General features: G+C 73.6%; 16 protein-coding genes and 1 pseudogene. 13 read left to right on the forward strand and 4 right to left on the reverse strand.

The window, feature by feature from the left end; genetic code table 11:
- Together AB0B20_RS00005 and AB0B20_RS00010 are read left to right on the forward strand one after the other, a co-directional pair.
- Positions 1–306, forward strand: a pseudogene (locus AB0B20_RS00005) (hypothetical protein); the annotation flags it as partial.
- A 116-nt stretch (positions 307–422) separates the two neighbouring features.
- The gene (locus tag AB0B20_RS00010; protein WP_357386143.1) at positions 423–899 is read left to right on the forward strand and encodes a hypothetical protein; all 477 of its coding nucleotides are present in this window, start codon (positions 423–425) and stop codon (positions 897–899) included.
- A 23-nt stretch (positions 900–922) separates the two neighbouring features.
- On the opposite strand, the gene AB0B20_RS00015 is transcribed toward AB0B20_RS00010, so the two are convergent.
- Positions 923–2,005 (reverse strand): helix-turn-helix domain-containing protein, encoded by a 1,083-nt coding sequence (locus AB0B20_RS00015; RefSeq protein WP_357386131.1) that lies wholly within the window; start codon positions 2,003–2,005, stop codon positions 923–925.
- A gap of 53 nt (positions 2,006–2,058) precedes the next feature.
- Here AB0B20_RS00015 and AB0B20_RS00020 point away from each other — a divergent pair, with 53 nt between their 5' ends.
- The gene (locus AB0B20_RS00020; RefSeq protein ID WP_357466753.1) at positions 2,059–3,354 is read left to right on the forward strand and encodes an MFS transporter; all 1,296 of its coding nucleotides are present in this window, start codon (positions 2,059–2,061) and stop codon (positions 3,352–3,354) included.
- A gap of 3 nt (positions 3,355–3,357) precedes the next feature.
- On the opposite strand, the gene AB0B20_RS00025 is transcribed toward AB0B20_RS00020, so the two are convergent.
- The 3 genes from AB0B20_RS00025 to AB0B20_RS00035 are packed head-to-tail and all read right to left on the reverse strand — an operon-like array spanning position 3,358 to position 4,936.
- Positions 3,358–4,083 carry an RICIN domain-containing protein gene (locus AB0B20_RS00025; RefSeq protein ID WP_357386127.1) on the reverse strand — a complete coding sequence of 242 codons (726 nt, stop codon included), beginning with the start codon at positions 4,081–4,083 and terminating at the stop codon, positions 3,358–3,360.
- Between the two features lie 57 nt (positions 4,084–4,140).
- Entirely contained in the window at positions 4,141–4,425 is a 285-nt protein-coding gene (locus AB0B20_RS00030) for a DUF427 domain-containing protein (RefSeq protein WP_354865186.1), read from the reverse strand.
- A gap of 10 nt (positions 4,426–4,435) precedes the next feature.
- Positions 4,436–4,936 carry a YbaK/EbsC family protein gene (locus AB0B20_RS00035; protein WP_357386125.1) on the reverse strand — a complete coding sequence of 167 codons (501 nt, stop codon included), beginning with the start codon at positions 4,934–4,936 and terminating at the stop codon, positions 4,436–4,438.
- Positions 4,937–5,030: 94 nt separating this feature from the next.
- Here AB0B20_RS00035 and AB0B20_RS00040 point away from each other — a divergent pair, with 94 nt between their 5' ends.
- The 10 genes from AB0B20_RS00040 (at position 5,031) to AB0B20_RS00085 (ending at position 15,600) form a co-directional block, all read left to right on the forward strand.
- Positions 5,031–6,416: an FAD-binding oxidoreductase gene (locus tag AB0B20_RS00040; protein ID WP_357466758.1), complete on the forward strand. Its 1,386-nt coding sequence runs from the start codon at positions 5,031–5,033 to the stop codon at positions 6,414–6,416.
- Positions 6,413–7,756 (forward strand): class I SAM-dependent methyltransferase, encoded by a 1,344-nt coding sequence (locus AB0B20_RS00045; RefSeq protein WP_357466761.1) that lies wholly within the window; start codon positions 6,413–6,415, stop codon positions 7,754–7,756. Before AB0B20_RS00040 ends, AB0B20_RS00045 begins: the two co-directional genes overlap by 4 nt.
- A gap of 91 nt (positions 7,757–7,847) precedes the next feature.
- A complete protein-coding gene (locus AB0B20_RS00050) occupies positions 7,848–8,408 on the forward strand; it encodes a helix-turn-helix domain-containing protein (RefSeq protein WP_357466765.1) in 561 nt (186 codons plus the stop codon).
- Positions 8,401–9,228 carry an SRPBCC family protein gene (locus tag AB0B20_RS00055; RefSeq protein WP_357466769.1) on the forward strand — a complete coding sequence of 276 codons (828 nt, stop codon included), beginning with the start codon at positions 8,401–8,403 and terminating at the stop codon, positions 9,226–9,228. Before AB0B20_RS00050 ends, AB0B20_RS00055 begins: the two co-directional genes overlap by 8 nt.
- A gap of 78 nt (positions 9,229–9,306) precedes the next feature.
- Positions 9,307–9,540, forward strand: coding sequence for a zinc-ribbon domain-containing protein (locus tag AB0B20_RS00060; RefSeq protein WP_357386116.1), 234 nt, complete (start codon positions 9,307–9,309; stop codon positions 9,538–9,540).
- Between the two features lie 2 nt (positions 9,541–9,542).
- Complete coding sequence (locus tag AB0B20_RS00065) at positions 9,543–9,719, forward strand: hypothetical protein (protein WP_357466772.1); 177 nt, start codon at positions 9,543–9,545, stop codon at positions 9,717–9,719.
- An 81-nt stretch (positions 9,720–9,800) separates the two neighbouring features.
- The gene (locus AB0B20_RS00070; protein ID WP_357466775.1) at positions 9,801–10,871 is read left to right on the forward strand and encodes a hypothetical protein; all 1,071 of its coding nucleotides are present in this window, start codon (positions 9,801–9,803) and stop codon (positions 10,869–10,871) included.
- Positions 10,868–12,373 carry a hypothetical protein gene (locus AB0B20_RS00075; protein ID WP_357466779.1) on the forward strand — a complete coding sequence of 502 codons (1,506 nt, stop codon included), beginning with the start codon at positions 10,868–10,870 and terminating at the stop codon, positions 12,371–12,373. The genes AB0B20_RS00070 and AB0B20_RS00075 overlap by 4 nt, the downstream gene beginning before the upstream one ends.
- 270 nt (positions 12,374–12,643) lie before the next feature.
- Positions 12,644–14,836 carry a bifunctional diguanylate cyclase/phosphodiesterase gene (locus tag AB0B20_RS00080; RefSeq protein WP_357467545.1) on the forward strand — a complete coding sequence of 731 codons (2,193 nt, stop codon included), beginning with the start codon at positions 12,644–12,646 and terminating at the stop codon, positions 14,834–14,836.
- 131 nt (positions 14,837–14,967) lie between these two features.
- Positions 14,968–15,600 (forward strand): hypothetical protein, encoded by a 633-nt coding sequence (locus AB0B20_RS00085; protein ID WP_357466784.1) that lies wholly within the window; start codon positions 14,968–14,970, stop codon positions 15,598–15,600.
- The last annotated feature ends 93 nt before the right edge of the window (positions 15,601–15,693 follow it).

Raw genomic sequence — 15,693 nt, forward strand, 5'->3', positions numbered from 1 at the left:
TCGATCGCGACGGCGTTGCAGGAGTCGAAGCTGGAGAACCTCGGCCACCTCGGTGACCGTAACGACCACGACTCGCAGGGCCTGTTCCAGCAGCGCCCCTCCAGCGGCTGGGGCACGGTCGAGCAGATCACCGACCCCGAGTACTCCACGACCGCGTTCCTGAAGGGTCTCAAGCAGGTCGACGGCTGGCGCGACATGCCGCTGACCAAGGCCGCCCAGACCGTCCAGGTGTCGGCCTACCCCGACCACTACGCCCAGTGGGAACAGCAGGCCGCCGACCTCGTCGCCGAGCACTGGAACAAGTAAGCGAGACAGGCCGGCACCCCGAACGGGGTGCCGGCCTTCACGCGTCCGGGTGAACCGGCCACGGTAGCCGGGGTGCCCGCGGTGCCGACGAGGGTTGGATGCGGGGCATGGACGAGGTGGACGCCCCGGCGCTGCGGCAGGCGTACGACGCGTTGTTCGCGGAGATCGACGCGGGCGGGTTCGGGCCTCCGCCGGAGGGGGATCTGAGCGCGGAGCAGATCGTGGCTCACCTGGCCGCCAACGACGAGCTGATGAGCGAGGCGACCGAGGCGGTGCTGGCCGGTTCGCCGTTCGCCTACTACGACCTCGACACCATCCACCGGCCGCAACTGGACGCGCTGGTCTCCGAGTGCGGCGGGCTGGACGGCGTGGCCGCGCTGTTCCGGGCCACGAGCCAGAAGCTGTGCGCGTTGGCCGAACGGCTCGGCCCGGCGGCGGAGACGCCTGTGGACACGGTTTTGCGCGAGGGTTTCGACCTGGACGTGGACGACTCGCTGCCCTGGGGCAGAGCGCTGGATCTGCACATCCGCGTGCACCTGCCGCTGCATCTCACCCAGCTCCGCGCCCTGCGCCGCCAGCCCCACCTTGCCTGAGGATCAGGCCGGCAGACCGCCGATCATGCAGGTGTGGCAGTGGACAACTCCGACATGCCAGGCCTTCCAGGTGCCACAACTCCAAGATCGACGGAAGCTGGCGGGGGTGTGGGCGGGGCGGGAGACGGGCGGAACGTGCGGCGGTAGGCGGTGGGGGACACGCCGACCCGGGCGTGGAGGTGCTGGCGCAGTGCGGCGGTGGTGCCGAAGCCCGCGTCCCGGGCGATCCGGTCGACGCTCAGATCAGTCGTCTCCAGCAGCAGCCGGGCGTGTTCGGTGCGTTGCTGGAGCAGCCACTGCGCCGGGCTGAGCCCCGTCTCGGAACGGAAGTGCCTGGTGAACGTACGGACGCTCATCCGCGCGTGCGCCGCCATCTCGCGCAGCGCCACCGGCTCGTGCAGCCGCTGCCGCGCCCACTCGCGGGTGGCGGCGGTGCCGTGGTCCGCGCCGCGTGGCACCGGCCGTTCGATGTACTGGGCCTGCCCGCCGTCACGCCACGGCGGCACCACGCAGCGCCGGGCCGCCCGGTTGGCCACCGCGCTGCCGTGGTCGGTCCGTACGACGTGCAGGCACAGGTCGATGCCGGCGGCCACGCCGGCCGAGGTGAGCACGCGACCGTCGTCGACGAAGAGCACGTCGGGGTTGAGCCGTACGCCGGGGTGCAGGCGGCGGAAGCGCGACGCGTACGCCCAGTGCGTGGTGGCGGGGCGGCCGTCGAGCAGGCCGGCGGCGGCGAGCACGAACGCGCCGGTGCAGATGGACATGACGCGCGCGCCCCGGTCGTGCGCGGCCCGCAGCGCGTCTGCCACCTCGGCGGAGACGATCCCGTCGTGCATCGGCGGGCCGCCGTGGATGCCGGGGACGATCACGGTGCCGGCGCGCTCCAGCAGCTCCAGGCCGTGGTCGGGGAGGACCTGGAAGCCGGCGCTGCTGCGTACCGGCAGCCCGCCCGGGGTGCAGGTGGCCGCCGCGTAGAGCGGGCTGCCGTCGTCGGTACGGCCGGCGCCGAAGACCTGGGCCGGGGTGCCGAGGTCGAGCGCCACCACGCCGTCGAGGGCGAGGACGGCGATCCGGTGCGGTACAGACATGGCCCGATTATTGCGCATGATGTCTTTCCGGCCACTCGTCCCCCGCAACCGCCCGGCCGGAGACTCGGCTGGTGACCCGATCCCGCCCGCATCCGGCCTGGCTCGTCGCCGCCGTCGCCTTCGTGGCGCTCGTCGGCGCGGCCGGTTTCCGCGCCACGCCCGGCGTGTTGTTGCACCCGCTGCACGCCGAGTTCGGCTGGCCGCTGGCGACCATCTCCGCCGCCGTCTCGGTCAACCTGCTGCTGTACGGCCTCACCGCGCCGTTCGCCGCCGCGCTGATGGACCGGTTCGGCATCCGCCGGGTGGTGGCCGGCGCACTGTTGCTGGTGGCCGCCGGCAGCGGCTTGACCGTGGGGATGACCGAGAGCTGGCAGCTCCTGCTCTGCTGGGGCGTGCTCGTCGGGCTCGGCACCGGCTCGATGGCGCTGGCGTTCGTGGCGACGGTGACCGGGCGCTGGTTCGTCAGGCGCCGGGGCCTGGTGACCGGCGTGCTCACCGCTGGCGGCGCGGCCGGGCAGCTCGTCTTCCTCCCGCTGCTGGCGGTGCTCGTGCGCGACCACGGCTGGCGCACGGCGGCACTCGTCGTGGCCGGAGCAGCGCTGGCGGTCGTACCCCTTGTGGTGTGGTTGTTGCGGGAGCATCCGGCGGACCTGGGGCGGCCCGCCTACGGCGCGACCGAGGTCGTGCCGCCGGCCCGGCCGGAGGGCGGCGCGGCGGCGCGGGCGGTCGGCGCGCTCGCCGCCGCCGCGCGGACCCGGGCGTTCTGGCTGCTCGCCGGCGGTTTCGCGATCTGTGGGGCGACCACGAACGGCCTTGTCGGTACGCACTTCGTGCCGGCCGCGCACGACCACGGCATGCCGGAGACCACAGCCGCCGGGCTGCTCGCCGTGGTGGGGCTCTTCGACATCGCCGGCTCGATCGCCTCCGGCTGGCTCACCGACCGGGTCGACGCCCGGCTGCTGCTCGGCGCCTACTACGCGTTGCGCGGGGCGTCGCTGCTGGTGCTGCCGAGCCTGTTCGCCGGCTCGGCCCGGCCGAGCATGCTGGTCTTCATCGTCTTCTACGGGCTGGACTGGGTGGCCACAGTGCCGCCGACGGTTGCGTTGTGCCGGGAGTGGTTCGGCGCGTCCGGGGCCGTGGTGTTCGGCTGGGTGTTCGCCGCGCACCAGTTCGGCGCCGCGTTCGCGGCCACCGGCGCGGGTCTGGTCCGGGACCGGCTCGGCGACTACGCGCCGGCCTGGTACGTGGCGGGTGCGCTGTCGATCGGCGCGGCCGGGCTGTCGCTGCTGCTGCGCCGCCGTGCCGCCGGGGAGCCCGCGTTCGCGCTGCCGGTGCCGGCCCGGCGGGCCTGGAGCTACCGGGGCTGACCGTCAGCCGGCCGCCCACTGCTGCTCGGCGGCGCCGCCGCACGGCGCCTGCTCCAGCTCGCGCCCGGCCTCGGTGCCCGCGTCGTCGACCTGCGCGCACTTGCCGCTGTGCACCGCGACCAGCAGCGCCGCGCCGTTCCCGGCCGGCTGGAACCGCCACTGCTGGTTGGCCTGCCCGTTGCAGGACCACTGCTGGATGTCGGCGCCGTCGTCGGTGCTGGCCTCGTTGACGTCCAGGCACTTGCTGCTCGCCGCGTTGACGAGCAGGTAGGTGTCGTTCGTGACCGGCGTGACCACCCACTGCTGCTCCGGACCGCCGGTGCAGTCGGCGAGCGCGGCCTGGGCGCCCTCGGCCTCGTCACCTGTCACGCCGAGGCAGCGCCCGGACGGCACGCCCCGCAGCACCTTCGGCGTGGCGACTGGTGCGGCCGGTGTGGTCGGCGCCGCGCTCGGCGAGGGCGACGCCGAGGTCGGGGCGGGCTCCGCCGTCGGTTCCGCGCCCGGCTCGCTCGGCTCCGCTGTGGGCACCGCAGCCGCCGGCACCACCGGCCGCTCGCCACCGCCGCCGAGCACGCCGGTGGCGAAGAAGGCCCCGAGGAGTACGCCCGCCACGCCGACGCCCAGCGCGACCCGCATCAGCGGGTCCTGGGGCAGCCGGACGCCTCGGACACCACGGGCGCGGCGGGCACCGTAGACGGTGCCGGACGGGTCGGAGTGCGGGTCGGCCATGGGGGCATAGTGACCCACCGGGGCCGCCGGGTGCCAGTCGCCCGGCGGCACGGTGACTCAGTCGACGACCCGGACGTCCTTCCAGAACGCCACCCGGTCGCGGACCATCTCCGCCTCCGGCTTGGGATCGGGGTAGTACCAGACGGCGTCCGGGCTGGTGGCGCCGCCGTGTTCCAGCGTGTAGTAGGAGGCCGTGCCCTTCCACGGGCAGACCGTGTGGGTGTCGGACTCTCGGATCAGATCCTCGCGCAGCGCGGTACGGGGGAAGTAGTGGTTGCCCTCGACCAGCACCGTGTCGTCGCTCTCGGCGACGACGAGGTCGTTCCAGACGGCTTTCGGCATGTCCTCCACGCTATGCCGGTCGCCGCGCACCGGCCACCGCTGCGCGCGTGGGCTCCTCGTCTGTCACGTCGGCGACGGTCGCGCCGAGCGCGGCCAGCGCGGCGTCCGCGTCGAGCGCGACGGCCAGGCCGTGCTCGCCCGCGCCGAGCGTGACCTCCCGGCCGCGCAGCCGCTCGTCGGCGACCACCGGCCAGGCGGTGGTGGAGCCGAACGGCGTGATGGTGCCGCGCGCGTAGCCGGTGGCGTCCTTCGCCGCGGCGGCGTCGGGCATCGACAGCCGGCTCACCCCGAGCAGGGCGCGCAGCTTCGGCCAGGAGATCACCCGGCCGCCGGGGGTGAGCACGAACAGCAGGTCACCCTCGCCGCGGCGGACCACAATCGTCTTGACCACGTCGGGCACCTCGACGCCGCGCGCCGCGGCCGCCTCGGCGAGGCTCGCCACCGGACCGTGGCGGATCACCCGGTACGGCAGGCCGGCATGGTCGAGAGCGGTCAGCGCGGGATTCGCCATGGCGGCCACGCTAACGCGCGCGTCGTCGGCGAGTCGCCGAATGGCCACCGTGGACGTCCCACGAATTTGTCGTACCCGCGCGTAAGGTGATCTCATGCACGCTGTCCGTGATCATGAACGGGCGGTGGACACGCTGCGACGCTCCTACGCCGCGGTGCCCGCCGGGGAACCCGTACGGCTGGCCAAGCAGACCTCGAACCTGTTCCGGCCCCGCTCCGCGCCGCGTACGCCGGGGCTGGACGTGAGCGGCCTGACCGGTGTGCTCGCCGTGGACCCGGCGGCCCGCACCGCCGACGTGCAGGGCATGTGCACGTACGAGGATCTGGTCGACGCGACGCTGCCGCACGGCCTGATGCCGCTTGTCGTGCCGCAGTTGCGCACCATCACGCTGGGCGGGGCGGTGACCGGGCTGGGCATCGAGTCGACGTCCTTCCGTAACGGCCTGCCGCACGAGTCGGTGCTGGAGATGGACGTGCTCACCGGCGCGGGGGAGATCGTCACGACCCGGCCCCGGGGCGAGCACGCCGACCTGCACCGCGCCTTCCCCAACTCGCTGGGCAGCCTGGGCTACGCCACCCGGCTGCGCATCGAGCTGCAACCGGTCCGACGGCACGTGTCGTTGCGCAACATCCGGTTCACCCGGCTGGAGGAGCTGGTCGACGCGGTCGGCGAGGTGGTCGCCAAGGGGGCCTGGGGCGGTGAGCCGGTCGACGCCATGGACGGGGTGGTGTTCAGCCCCGGCGAGGCCTACCTGGTGCTGGGCGCGTTCACCGACGAGGCCGAGGGTCCGCCGTCCGACTACACCGGCCAGGAGATCTACTACCGCTCGCTGCGCCGGCGCACCCGCGACACGCTGTCCGCGTACGACTATCTCTGGCGCTGGGACACCGACTGGTTCTGGTGCTCGGCGGCGTTCGGGGTGCAGCACCCGGTGGTGCGGCGGCTGTGGCCGCGGCGCTACCGGCGCAGCGACGTCTACCACCGGATCGTCCGGTTGGAGCACCGGCACCAGGTGGCCGCCCGGGTCGACAGGTGGCGGGGCCGCCCGGCGCGCGAGCGGGTGGTGCAGGACGTGGAGGTCCCGCTGGACCGCACGCCCGAGTTCCTGCGCTGGTTCGCGGCGAACGTGGGCATGACGCCGGTGTGGCTGTGCCCGTTGCGGCTGCGCGAGCCGTCCGGTCCCGGGTCGGCGAAGGCGTGGCCGCTATATCCGCTCCAACCGGGCGAAACGTATGTGAACATCGGCTTCTGGGGAAGCGTGCCCATCGCGGCGGGCACCGCCGACGGCGACGTCAACCGCCAGATCGAGCGCATGGTGTCGGAGGTCGGCGGCCACAAGTCGCTCTACTCCGACGCGTACTACGACCGGGGCGAGTTCGACCGGCTCTACGGCGGGGACACCTGGCGTGCCGTGAAGGACCGTTACGACCCGGACCACCGACTCACCGGACTGTACGAGAAGGCGGTATCCCGAGCATGAGTCTGACCGACCGAACACCGGGGGCGGCGAGCGCCCCGGCCGGCCCGCCGGCGGGCGGGCGGCGTACCGGACCCACTGTCGCGGAGGTCGTCCGCGCGGTCACCACCGGCGACCTGCCCATCCGGGTCACCGGCTACGACGGCAGCGCGGTGGGCCCGGCCGACGCCGGGATCACCCTGGCGATCCGCACCGAGCGGGGCCTGTCCTACCTGCTCACCGCGCCGGGCGACCTGGGCATGGCCCGCGCCTACGTCAGCGGCGACCTGGGGTTGGAGGGGGTGCACCCGGGCGACCCGTACGAGGCGCTGCGGATGATCAAGGACGAGGTGCCGCTGCGCGTCCCGGCGGTGGCCGAGGCGCTCGCGCTGGTCCGGGGGCTGGGCTGGGAGCGGCTGCGTCCGCCGCCGCCCCCGCCGCAGGAGGCGGCACCGCGCTGGCGGCGGCTGATGACCGGACTGCGCCACTCGCGTACCCGGGACAGCAGCGTGATCTCGCACCACTACGACGTGTCGAACGCCTTCTACGAGAAGGTGCTCGGGCCGTCCATGACGTACACCTGCGCGGTGTACCGCAGCCCCGGCGACACCCTTGAGGAGGCGCAGCGGAACAAGTACGACCTGGTCGTCGGCAAGCTGGCGCTCAAGCCGGGGATGCGGCTGCTGGACGTCGGCTGCGGCTGGGGCGGCATGGTCCGGCACGCGGCCCGGGAGTACGGCGTCAAGGCGCTCGGCGTGACGCTGTCGAAGGCGCAGGCCGACTGGGCGCGGGCCGCCATCGAGCGGGAAGGGCTGAGCGAGCTGGCCGAGGTGCGCCACCTGGACTACCGGGACGCGCCGCGCGAGCAGTTCGACGCGATCTCCTCGATCGGGCTGACCGAGCACATCGGCGTGCGCAACTACCCGGCCTACTTCGGCGCGCTGCGTTCCCGGCTCAAGCCCGGCGGGCGGCTGCTCAACCACTGCATCACCCGGGCCGACAACCGGGCGCCGCACCGCTCCGGCGCATTCATCGACAGGTACGTCTTCCCGGACGGCGAACTGGCCGGGCCGGGCCGGCTCATCAGCGAGATCCACGACGCCGGGTTCGAGGTGCACCACGAGGAGAACCTGCGGCAGCACTACGCGCTGACGCTGGCCGGCTGGTGCCGCAACCTGGTCGAGCACTGGGACTTCTGCGTCGGCGAGGTCGGGCCGGGCACCGCGAAGGTGTGGGGGCTCTACATGGCCGGCTCGCGGCTGGCGTTCGAACGCAACGGCATCCAGCTGCACCACGTGCTCGCCACGCACAACGGCCCCGAGGGGGTGAACGGGTACCCGCTGCGTCCGGACTGGACGCCCTGACGCGACGTACCGACGAAAGGCCGCGCGGACCGCGCGGCCTTTCGTGGAAGTCATTGACAAAGAAGTTTTGTACGTACAAGCTGATTTTGCCATGAGAGACGTCCTTTACCTGGAACAGCGCGAGCAGGCCGAGGTCCTGCTCAAGCCGCAGCGCATCGAAGTGCTGCGGCAACTGGCCGAACCCCGCACCTGCACAGAGGTCGCGAGCCGGTTGGAGCAGACGCCGCAGCGCGTCTACTACCACGTCAAGCAGCTCGTCGCGGCCGGGCTGGCCGAGCAGGTGGCGCAGCGGCAGGTGCGCGGCATCACCGAGGGCATCTACCAGGCCGCAGCCCGGTCGTACTGGCTCTCGCCCCGCCTGGTCGGCCGCATCGGCGGCACCCGCCGGGCCCGCGACGAGCTGAGCCTGGGCTACCTGCTCGACCTCATGGAGGAGGTCCAGGCCGACATCGCCGCGCTGGACCGCGCCGCCCCCGAGCTGCCGTCCATCGGCGTCTCCGGCGAGATCCGGGTGCCCGCCGAGCGGCGGCAGGAGTTCCTGCACGACCTGCGGACGACGCTGCGAGACCTGTGCACGCGCTATGGCGGCGCCGAGGGAGACGCCTTCAAGCTCGCCGTGGCCTGCTACCCGAAAGGCGACACGCATGACTGAGCCGATGACCATCCGCGCCCGCCTCGCCGCCCCGGTGGCGACCGTCCGCCGGGCCCTGACCGACCCCGCCGAGCTGCGCGTCTGGCTGGCCGAGCACGTCGAGGTCGAGCTGCCCCGGCGGTACGAGTTCTGGGGCCGCTACACGCCCGACGGCGACGCGCCACACCAGCGGCTGCTGCACGTCGACGACCGGACGCTGCGCTTCGCGTGGACGCTCGACGGGGTGGAGACCACCACCGAGTTCGAGGTGGAGCCCGACGGCGACGGCACGATACTCACGCTGCGGCAGAGCCACTTCGACTACGCGGAGGCGATGAGCGGCAGCAGCATCCGGGGGGTGCTCCAGACGTACTGGTACCTGGCGATCGCCCACCTCAACGATCACCTGGACGGCCGGCCGCTGCTGCCGCGTACCGACTTCACCTCCGCCGACCTGCGCGGCGAGACGGTCATCGACGCGCCGATGGACAAGGTGTGGACCTCGCTCACCGACTCGGAACAGGTCACCGCCTGGTTCGGCTACCCGATCGGCGTCGAGCCCTGGGAGGGCGGCCGGTACGCGATGGGCGGCCTCGACGCCGGTGAGGCCGCGAAGGTGTTCGACGTGACGCCGGGGCGGGCGCTGTCCATCGACTGGGGGCCGGTCGGCGTGACCTCCTGGGAGCTGGCGGAGTCCGACGGCAAGACGAAACTGACGTTCGTGCAGTCCGGCTTCGACGAGGGCAACCCGCCGTACGCGGCCTGGTGCGGCAACGTGGCCGGGTGGGCCGAGCTGCGCCGCTTCCACGAGGTGCCCGAGTGGCACCCGATCTGGCTGTAAGGAAGGGCCCCCTCTTAACGCCTCCGGTAGAGGAGGGGGCCCCTTTTAACACGGGCCTCGGGTGGGTAATGCCGGGCGATGTTCTTCATCTTCGGGCTGCGCACCAAGGTCGTCCGGTCCGGCGTCGTCACCGAGGTCTGCCGCAACTGCGGCAACCAGGCCGCCCAGGTGATCACCCGCCGGGTCACCAAGTTCAGCCTCTTCTTCGTCCCGCTGATCCCGCTGCGCACCCGGTACGCGCAGCAGTGCACATTCTGCGGCGCCCAGTACGACATCTCGCGCGCCGAGGCCCAGCGCCTCCCGGTCGGCTGACAATGACCCGCTTTCTCTGCTGGCTGATCGGCCGGCAGCCGGTCACCCCACCCGCCGTGCCGGTGCACACCGCCGCCCGTCCGCCCTGCACGCCCGGCCGCCGGCACCGCCGACGGCGCCGTCCGGTCGCGGGCGCGCAGTCGCCCCGCTCGCCCTGGAACCGCTCCGCCGGCCGCTGACCGACCGGGCCCGGGGTGTTAACAAGGGGCCCGTCCTCTACCGGAGGCGTTAACAAGGGGCCCTTCCTTACACTTCATCGGGTGGAAGATCGGCTGGCACGGATCAGGGGTGGTGGGCCGCCCCGGCGGCACAACGCCCGCACCATCGCCGCGCTGACCGGCAACCCCGGCTGCACCCGCCGCGCGGTACTGGACAGCGCCGGCGCGGACAAGCCGGCGCTCGCCGAGCGGCTCGGCTTCCCGGCCCGGTTCGGGCAGTCGCGCTTCGCGATCACCCGGGGCAACGCCTTCGAGGCGCAGGTGAAGGCCGACGGTGGCGCACTGTTGCTGCGCCTGGTCGCGGAGCGCCTCGGCGTGCCGGTCCCGGCCGAGGCGACCTGGACCGACCTCGGGGCCGACGACGACCGGCCGGAACGCTCCCGGGCGGCGCTGACCGCCGGCGGGGACGGCCCGGCGCTGTTCGACCATCCGCTGCTCGGCCTGGACGTGGCCGGCACCCGGGTGCACCTGGAACCCGATCTGGTCGCCGCCCGGCTCGGTGGCCGGTTCCACGTCGTGGAGATCAAGTCGTTCCCGGTGATCGACGGGCAGGCCGACCCGGGCAAGGTCGCCGCCGCCGCGATCCAGTCCGCCGTCTACGTGCTGGCGCTGCGCGAACTGCTCGCCGCCGAGGGACACGACCCGGAGCTGGTGTCGCACGAGGTGGTGCTGGTCTGCCCGCGTGACTTCGCCAACCAGCCGGTGGCCAGCCTGCTCGACGTCCGGCGGCAACTGCTGGTGCTGCGCCGCCAACTGGCCCGGATGGCCCGGGTCGAGGATCTGCTCGCCGCCGTACCGGCCGGGTTCACAGTGGACCCGGCGGCCGATCCGGCCATGCTCGCCGCCGCGCTGCACCGGGTGCCCGCGCGTTACGCGCCTGACTGCCTGGCCGCCTGCGAGCTGGCGTACTTCTGCCGGCACGAGGCGCGCGGGCAGACCGGCGCGCTGGGCCGGCCGGTCCGCGAGGCACTGGGCGGCGTGGAGGAGGTGGCCGACGTGCTGGCGCTCGCCGAGGGCGTCGCCGCGCCCGAACCGGAGCAGGCGGAGGCCGCCGCGCTGCTGCGGGCCGCCGCGCGCCTGCGCGCCGAAGCCCTGGCCGGAAACCCCGCGTGAGTACGCTGCGCGCGCTCGCCCGGGCGCAGGCGGTCGCCACCGGGCGGGCCCAGCCGGTGGCCACCGTCCGCCACCTGCACCTGTCCGACCGGCCGCTGGTGCTGGTGCCGCTCGCGCTCGCCGGTGAGGCGAACGCCCCGCTCGCGGCGATGGTCGGCGCCGCGCCCGACGAGGCCCGGCTGCTTGTGGTGCCGCAGCCGCGCAACCGGGACCAGCGGTTCGCCTTCGCCGCCGAACTGGCCGCGATCGTGCTGCCCTACCTGGACGAGTTCCGCGACCTGACCGAGGCGGTTCCGGTCGACCGGGGCCGCGACGTCCGCCACCGGTACGCCGACGCGCCGCAACTGCTGGTGCCGAACCCGGCCGGGATCACGTTCCTGCGGCTGTTCGGCCGTTCCACCCGGTTCCGCCGTACCGACGGCGACTATCCGGTGCACCAGTCGGTGCCGCTGCTCGGGCGCTGGCTGACGTTCTTCGCCGAGCGCGCCGAGCAGCCCGGCTCGTCGGCGCTGCTGGCGCTCACCGACGCGCTGACGCTGCACTGGGCGACCGGGCAGAGCGTGGTGGAGGACCTGCACCTGCCGGCGGTGCTGGGCTGGCTCGACCCGCCGGCCGGGCTGACCGGCGCCGAGGCGGCGGCCCGCGCCGAGGACCCGGCCCGCTGCCCGCCCGCCGGGCCGGCCACCGACCCGGACTTCGACAACCGCAGACTGGCCCCGGCGATCGAGGCGTACACCCGGGCCGAGGACGACCCGGTTGCGCGCGCGGCCGCGTACGACGAGCTCACCGGCCTGCTGCGCGACCAGCTGGCGCCCACCTGGGAGCTGATGTGGCGCGGCGTCGGGCTGCTGCGGACGCTGCCGGCCGGCGCGCGGGTGACCGGCCGGTGGGCCGGTGACCGGGACGCGTTCACCGCGCACGCCGAGCATGTCGACACCGGGGGCGGCCCGCAGCCGCGCCGCGACGGCGCGGTGGCGGCGGCGCTGCGGTTGCAGCGGCTGGAACGGGCGTCGACCGCCTGGGCGGTGCAGCGCGCCTACGACGATCCGCTGGTGATGGCCGAGCACCGGCTGACCGGGGAGGCGTTCGTCGGCGAGGTGACGCTCGCCGACCCGGCGCGGGTGGACGACTCCGGCAGGCGGCCGGTGCTGCGCCCGCGCATCCAGGTGGTCACCACCGAGCCGGTGCCGATGCCGGTGGGCGCGACGCTGTACTCCCCGTCCCGCCCGGGGCAGAAGGCGAAGATCGTGTTCGTGACGCCCGGCGGCGACGGCAAGACCGAGGTGGTGCTGGAACTGTCCGGCGGGATGGGCCGGGGACTGACCGCGCCGCCCGGCACCGTGCCCGAGGTGGGCGAGCGGATCTGCCTGACCAGCCTGTCCGACGGTTTCCTGCCCGGTGGCGCGTTCCCCGCGCCGGAGGAGACACCGTGGACGCACGGCGGGCCGCCCGGCACGGCCACCGCGCCGCAGGATCCGGCCCCGGCGGAGGACTGGTCCTGACCCGCGTGGCTCAGGCCGGCGCCGCCCTCACCCGGGCCGTCGCCGTCCGGTGACCGACATCGACGGACCCTGGCGGCCGTCCCCGGCGCTGGCTAGGCTTGCGCCGTCCGTCGTCCGGTCCTCGTCGCCCGAGGGTGCACGTCTGGAAGAGAGCCGGAGCGCATCGTTGTATCCCAGCACGACGTGAGCCTCGCCGCCGCGGCGCCGGCCCGTCATCCGCTCGCCGGCCGTGTCGGACTTGTCGCGGCCGCCGTCGCCGTACTCGGGGAGATGGCCTGGCTGGCCGCTCGCCTGCCGGGTGCGGCGCTGGTGAGCGACATCGGCGCGATGGCGGTGTCGAGCTGGGCGGCGGTGCTCTGCGTCGGTGCGGCGCGACGCCGGCCGGCCGCGTTGCGCCGGTTCTGGGAACTGCTCGCCGCCACCATGGCCCTCGCCGCGCTCGGCCGTGCGGTGTGGACTGTCGAACGGATCGGCGGGCTCGGCCTGCCCCACACACCGCTGGTGGCGGGCCTGTTCGCCGCCGGAATCGTCACCGGCACCGGCGCGCTGCTCTGCTCCCGCACCGGCCCGCGCAGCCTGATCGGCCGGGCCCGCACCCTGCTCGACGGGGTGATCGTCGGGCTGGCCCTCATCCCGATCGGCTGGGTGGTGGTGTTCCACCAGATCACCGACGCCGCGCTGGCCGACCCGATGCGGACGTTCGGGCTGCTCTACCCGATGTTCGACCTGATGCAGCTCACCATCCTGGTGGCGGTCGCCGGTCCGGGCCGGCCGATGTGGCGGGCGCTCACCGTGATCGGCGCAGGGCTGGCCATCCGGTCCGGCGCGGACGCCGTCTACGTCTCGCTGGTCGCGCGCGGCGACTACACGCCCGGTCACCCGGTCGACGTGTGCTGGCCGTTGAGCTACCTGCTGGTCGGCCTGGCCACCCGCTATCCGCCGCCGATCGGCGAGGACGGTGAGGACGACCTGGTCGACTCGCCGCTGCCGCCGTGGTGGCGGGTCGCGCTGCCGTACCTGCCGGTGGGCGGCGCGATCGTCGCGGTCCTGGTGTCCCGGCAGCCCAGCGGGCAGACGCCGCAGGTCGTGTTCGTCGGCATGATGGCCCTGCTCGGGGTGCTGGCGCTGCGCCAGGGGCTGGCCGCGAACGAGAACCTGCGGCTGGTCGGCCGGCTGCGCCGGCTCGCGTACTCCGACCAGCTGACCGGCCTGCCCAACCGGCTGACGTTCGTCCGGCGGCTGCGGCGGGCGTTGCGCGTGGGCGGTCCGGTCGCCGTGGTGCTGCTCGACCTGGACGGCTTCAAGCAGGTGAACGACAGGTTCGGGCACGCCGCCGGGGACCGGCTGCTCACCGCCACGGCGGAGCGCATGCGGGACGCGGTCGGCGCGGACGGGATGATCGCGCGGCTCGGCGGTGACGAGTTCGCGGTGCTCGTGGCCGGGGAACGCCAGGTGTCACCCGAGCGGCTCGCGGTCCGGCTGCTGGCCGCCCTGGAGCCGCTACCAGGCGAGGAGGACCTCGGCGTCCACCCGTCGGCGAGTATCGGCATCGCCGAGTACGGGCCGCAGCACACCTCGCACACCGACCTGCTCCGCGACGCCGACATCGCCATGTACGCGGCGAAGGCCGCGGGCAAGGCCGCGTACCGCACGTGCACGCCGGAGCTGCGCGAGTCGGCGGTCAGCCGGGCCGAGCTGATCGCCGACCTGCGCCGCGCGGTGGACGAGGGCCAGTTGCTGATGGAGTTCCAGCCCATCGTCGACCTGGACACCGGCACGGTACGCAGCGCCGAGGCGCTGGTGCGCTGGCGGCATCCCCGGCTGGGTGTGCTGACCCCGGCGCGGTTCCTGCCGCTGGCCGAGGAGACCGGGCTGATCGTGGCCATCGACAGGTGGGTCATCCACGAGGCGTGCCGGGCCGCCGCGACCTGGCGCGAGCACGCGCCGGACGTGACCGTCGCGGTGAACATCGCCGCCGCCCACCTGTGCCGGCCCGACCTGATCGCCACCGTCACCGGTGCGGTCGGCGCGGCCGGCCTGCCGCCGCGCGCACTCACCCTGGAACTGACCGAGTCCGCCCTGATCGAGGGCAGCGAGTCGGTGCTGGACCGCCTGTCCCAGCTGCGCGACCTGGGCATCCGCATCGCCATCGACGACTTCGGCACCGGGTACTCCTCGCTGAGTTACCTGCACCGCATCCCGGCCACCGAGCTGAAGATCGACAGGTCGTTCGTGTCCCGGCTGGACGCCGGGGACGCCCGCGCGTACGCCACTGTGGAGATGGTGAACCGGCTGGCCGGCGCGTTCGACCTGGCCGTGGTGGCCGAGGGTGTGGAGACTGTCGCGCAGCACGCGGCGGTCACCGCGATCGGCTGCCGGCAGGGCCAGGGCTGGCGGTACGGCCGTCCGGCCGCCCTGCCGGATCTGCTTCCCGCGCTGTCCGGGGCCGGCGCCGGACGCTGACCGGCCCGGGTGGGCGGGGGGCCGAAGGTCCCGGACAGGACAGGGGATTCGACCCTGCTCACCGGCGGTCCGCAGCGGTCATGATATTCCTCGTTAACCCAGACGAAGACGCCTCCACACGGGAGTTTGATATGAAGCGACGGACGCTCGACCTGCTGTTCAGCATCGGTGGACTCGGACTGGCGGTCCTGCTGCTCGTCGTCGGCGTCGTCCTGACGACGAACGCCAACTTCGCCAACGACTACGTACGCGACCAGCTCGGCGCGCAGCACATCACCTTCACCCCGGCCGACAAGCTGTCCGACGAGGAGAAGAAGTCGGACTGCCTGCGCGAGTACGCCGGCCAGAAGATGACCACCGGCAAGCAGGCCGAGTGCTACGCGAACGAGTACATCGGGCTGCACCTGAAGAACATGGCCGGTGGCAAGACCTACGCCGACCTGGGCGAGCCGCAGAGCGCGCTGCGTGAGCAGGTGGCCCAGGCCGAGCAGAGCAACGCCGCCAACCTGGCCGACCTGCAGAAGCAGCTCGCCGAGGTGAGCGCCCAGCGGGAGACCGTGTTCAAGGGCGAGACGCTGCGTGGCCTGCTGCTCACCTCGTACGGCTTCAGCGAGTTCGGCCGCAAGGCCGAGCAGGGCGCCCTGGCCCTGTACCTCGGCGCGGGCCTGCTGTTCCTGCTCTCGGTCGCCGGCCTGGTGCACGCCTTCCGGACTCCGGCCAGCGCGACCTTCGCCGCTCCGGAGAAGGAGAAGGTCACCAACTGACCCGCACCGACGACGCCCCCGGCCATCCTGGTCGGGGGCGTCGTGCTGTCCGGCTTGACCCTCACGTCGCGGGAGGCGGGAGTCTCGGTCGCG

The organism is Micromonospora sp. NPDC049151 (assembly GCF_040648395.1).
Taxonomy (GTDB): Bacteria; Actinomycetota; Actinomycetes; order Mycobacteriales; family Micromonosporaceae; genus Micromonospora.

What these genes read in the sequence shown, in the direction of transcription:
- AB0B20_RS00015 (WP_357386131.1), bottom strand. Translation starts at nt 2,005, where the DNA reads ATGCGCAATAATCGGGCCATGTCTGTACCGCACCGGATCGCCGTCCTC.
- AB0B20_RS00025 (WP_357386127.1), bottom strand. Translation starts at nt 4,083, where the DNA reads ATGGCCGACCCGCACTCCGACCCGTCCGGCACCGTCTACGGTGCCCGC.
- AB0B20_RS00030 (WP_354865186.1), bottom strand. Translation starts at nt 4,425, where the DNA reads ATGCCGAAAGCCGTCTGGAACGACCTCGTCGTCGCCGAGAGCGACGAC.
- AB0B20_RS00035 (WP_357386125.1), bottom strand. Translation starts at nt 4,936, where the DNA reads ATGGCGAATCCCGCGCTGACCGCTCTCGACCATGCCGGCCTGCCGTAC.
- AB0B20_RS00040 (WP_357466758.1), top strand. Translation starts at nt 5,031, where the DNA reads ATGCACGCTGTCCGTGATCATGAACGGGCGGTGGACACGCTGCGACGC.
- AB0B20_RS00045 (WP_357466761.1), top strand. Translation starts at nt 6,413, where the DNA reads ATGAGTCTGACCGACCGAACACCGGGGGCGGCGAGCGCCCCGGCCGGC.
- AB0B20_RS00050 (WP_357466765.1), top strand. Translation starts at nt 7,848, where the DNA reads ATGAGAGACGTCCTTTACCTGGAACAGCGCGAGCAGGCCGAGGTCCTG.
- AB0B20_RS00055 (WP_357466769.1), top strand. Translation starts at nt 8,401, where the DNA reads ATGACTGAGCCGATGACCATCCGCGCCCGCCTCGCCGCCCCGGTGGCG.
- AB0B20_RS00060 (WP_357386116.1), top strand. Translation starts at nt 9,307, where the DNA reads ATGTTCTTCATCTTCGGGCTGCGCACCAAGGTCGTCCGGTCCGGCGTC.
- AB0B20_RS00065 (WP_357466772.1), top strand. Translation starts at nt 9,543, where the DNA reads ATGACCCGCTTTCTCTGCTGGCTGATCGGCCGGCAGCCGGTCACCCCA.
- AB0B20_RS00080 (WP_357467545.1), top strand. Translation starts at nt 12,644, where the DNA reads ATGGCCTGGCTGGCCGCTCGCCTGCCGGGTGCGGCGCTGGTGAGCGAC.
- AB0B20_RS00085 (WP_357466784.1), top strand. Translation starts at nt 14,968, where the DNA reads ATGAAGCGACGGACGCTCGACCTGCTGTTCAGCATCGGTGGACTCGGA.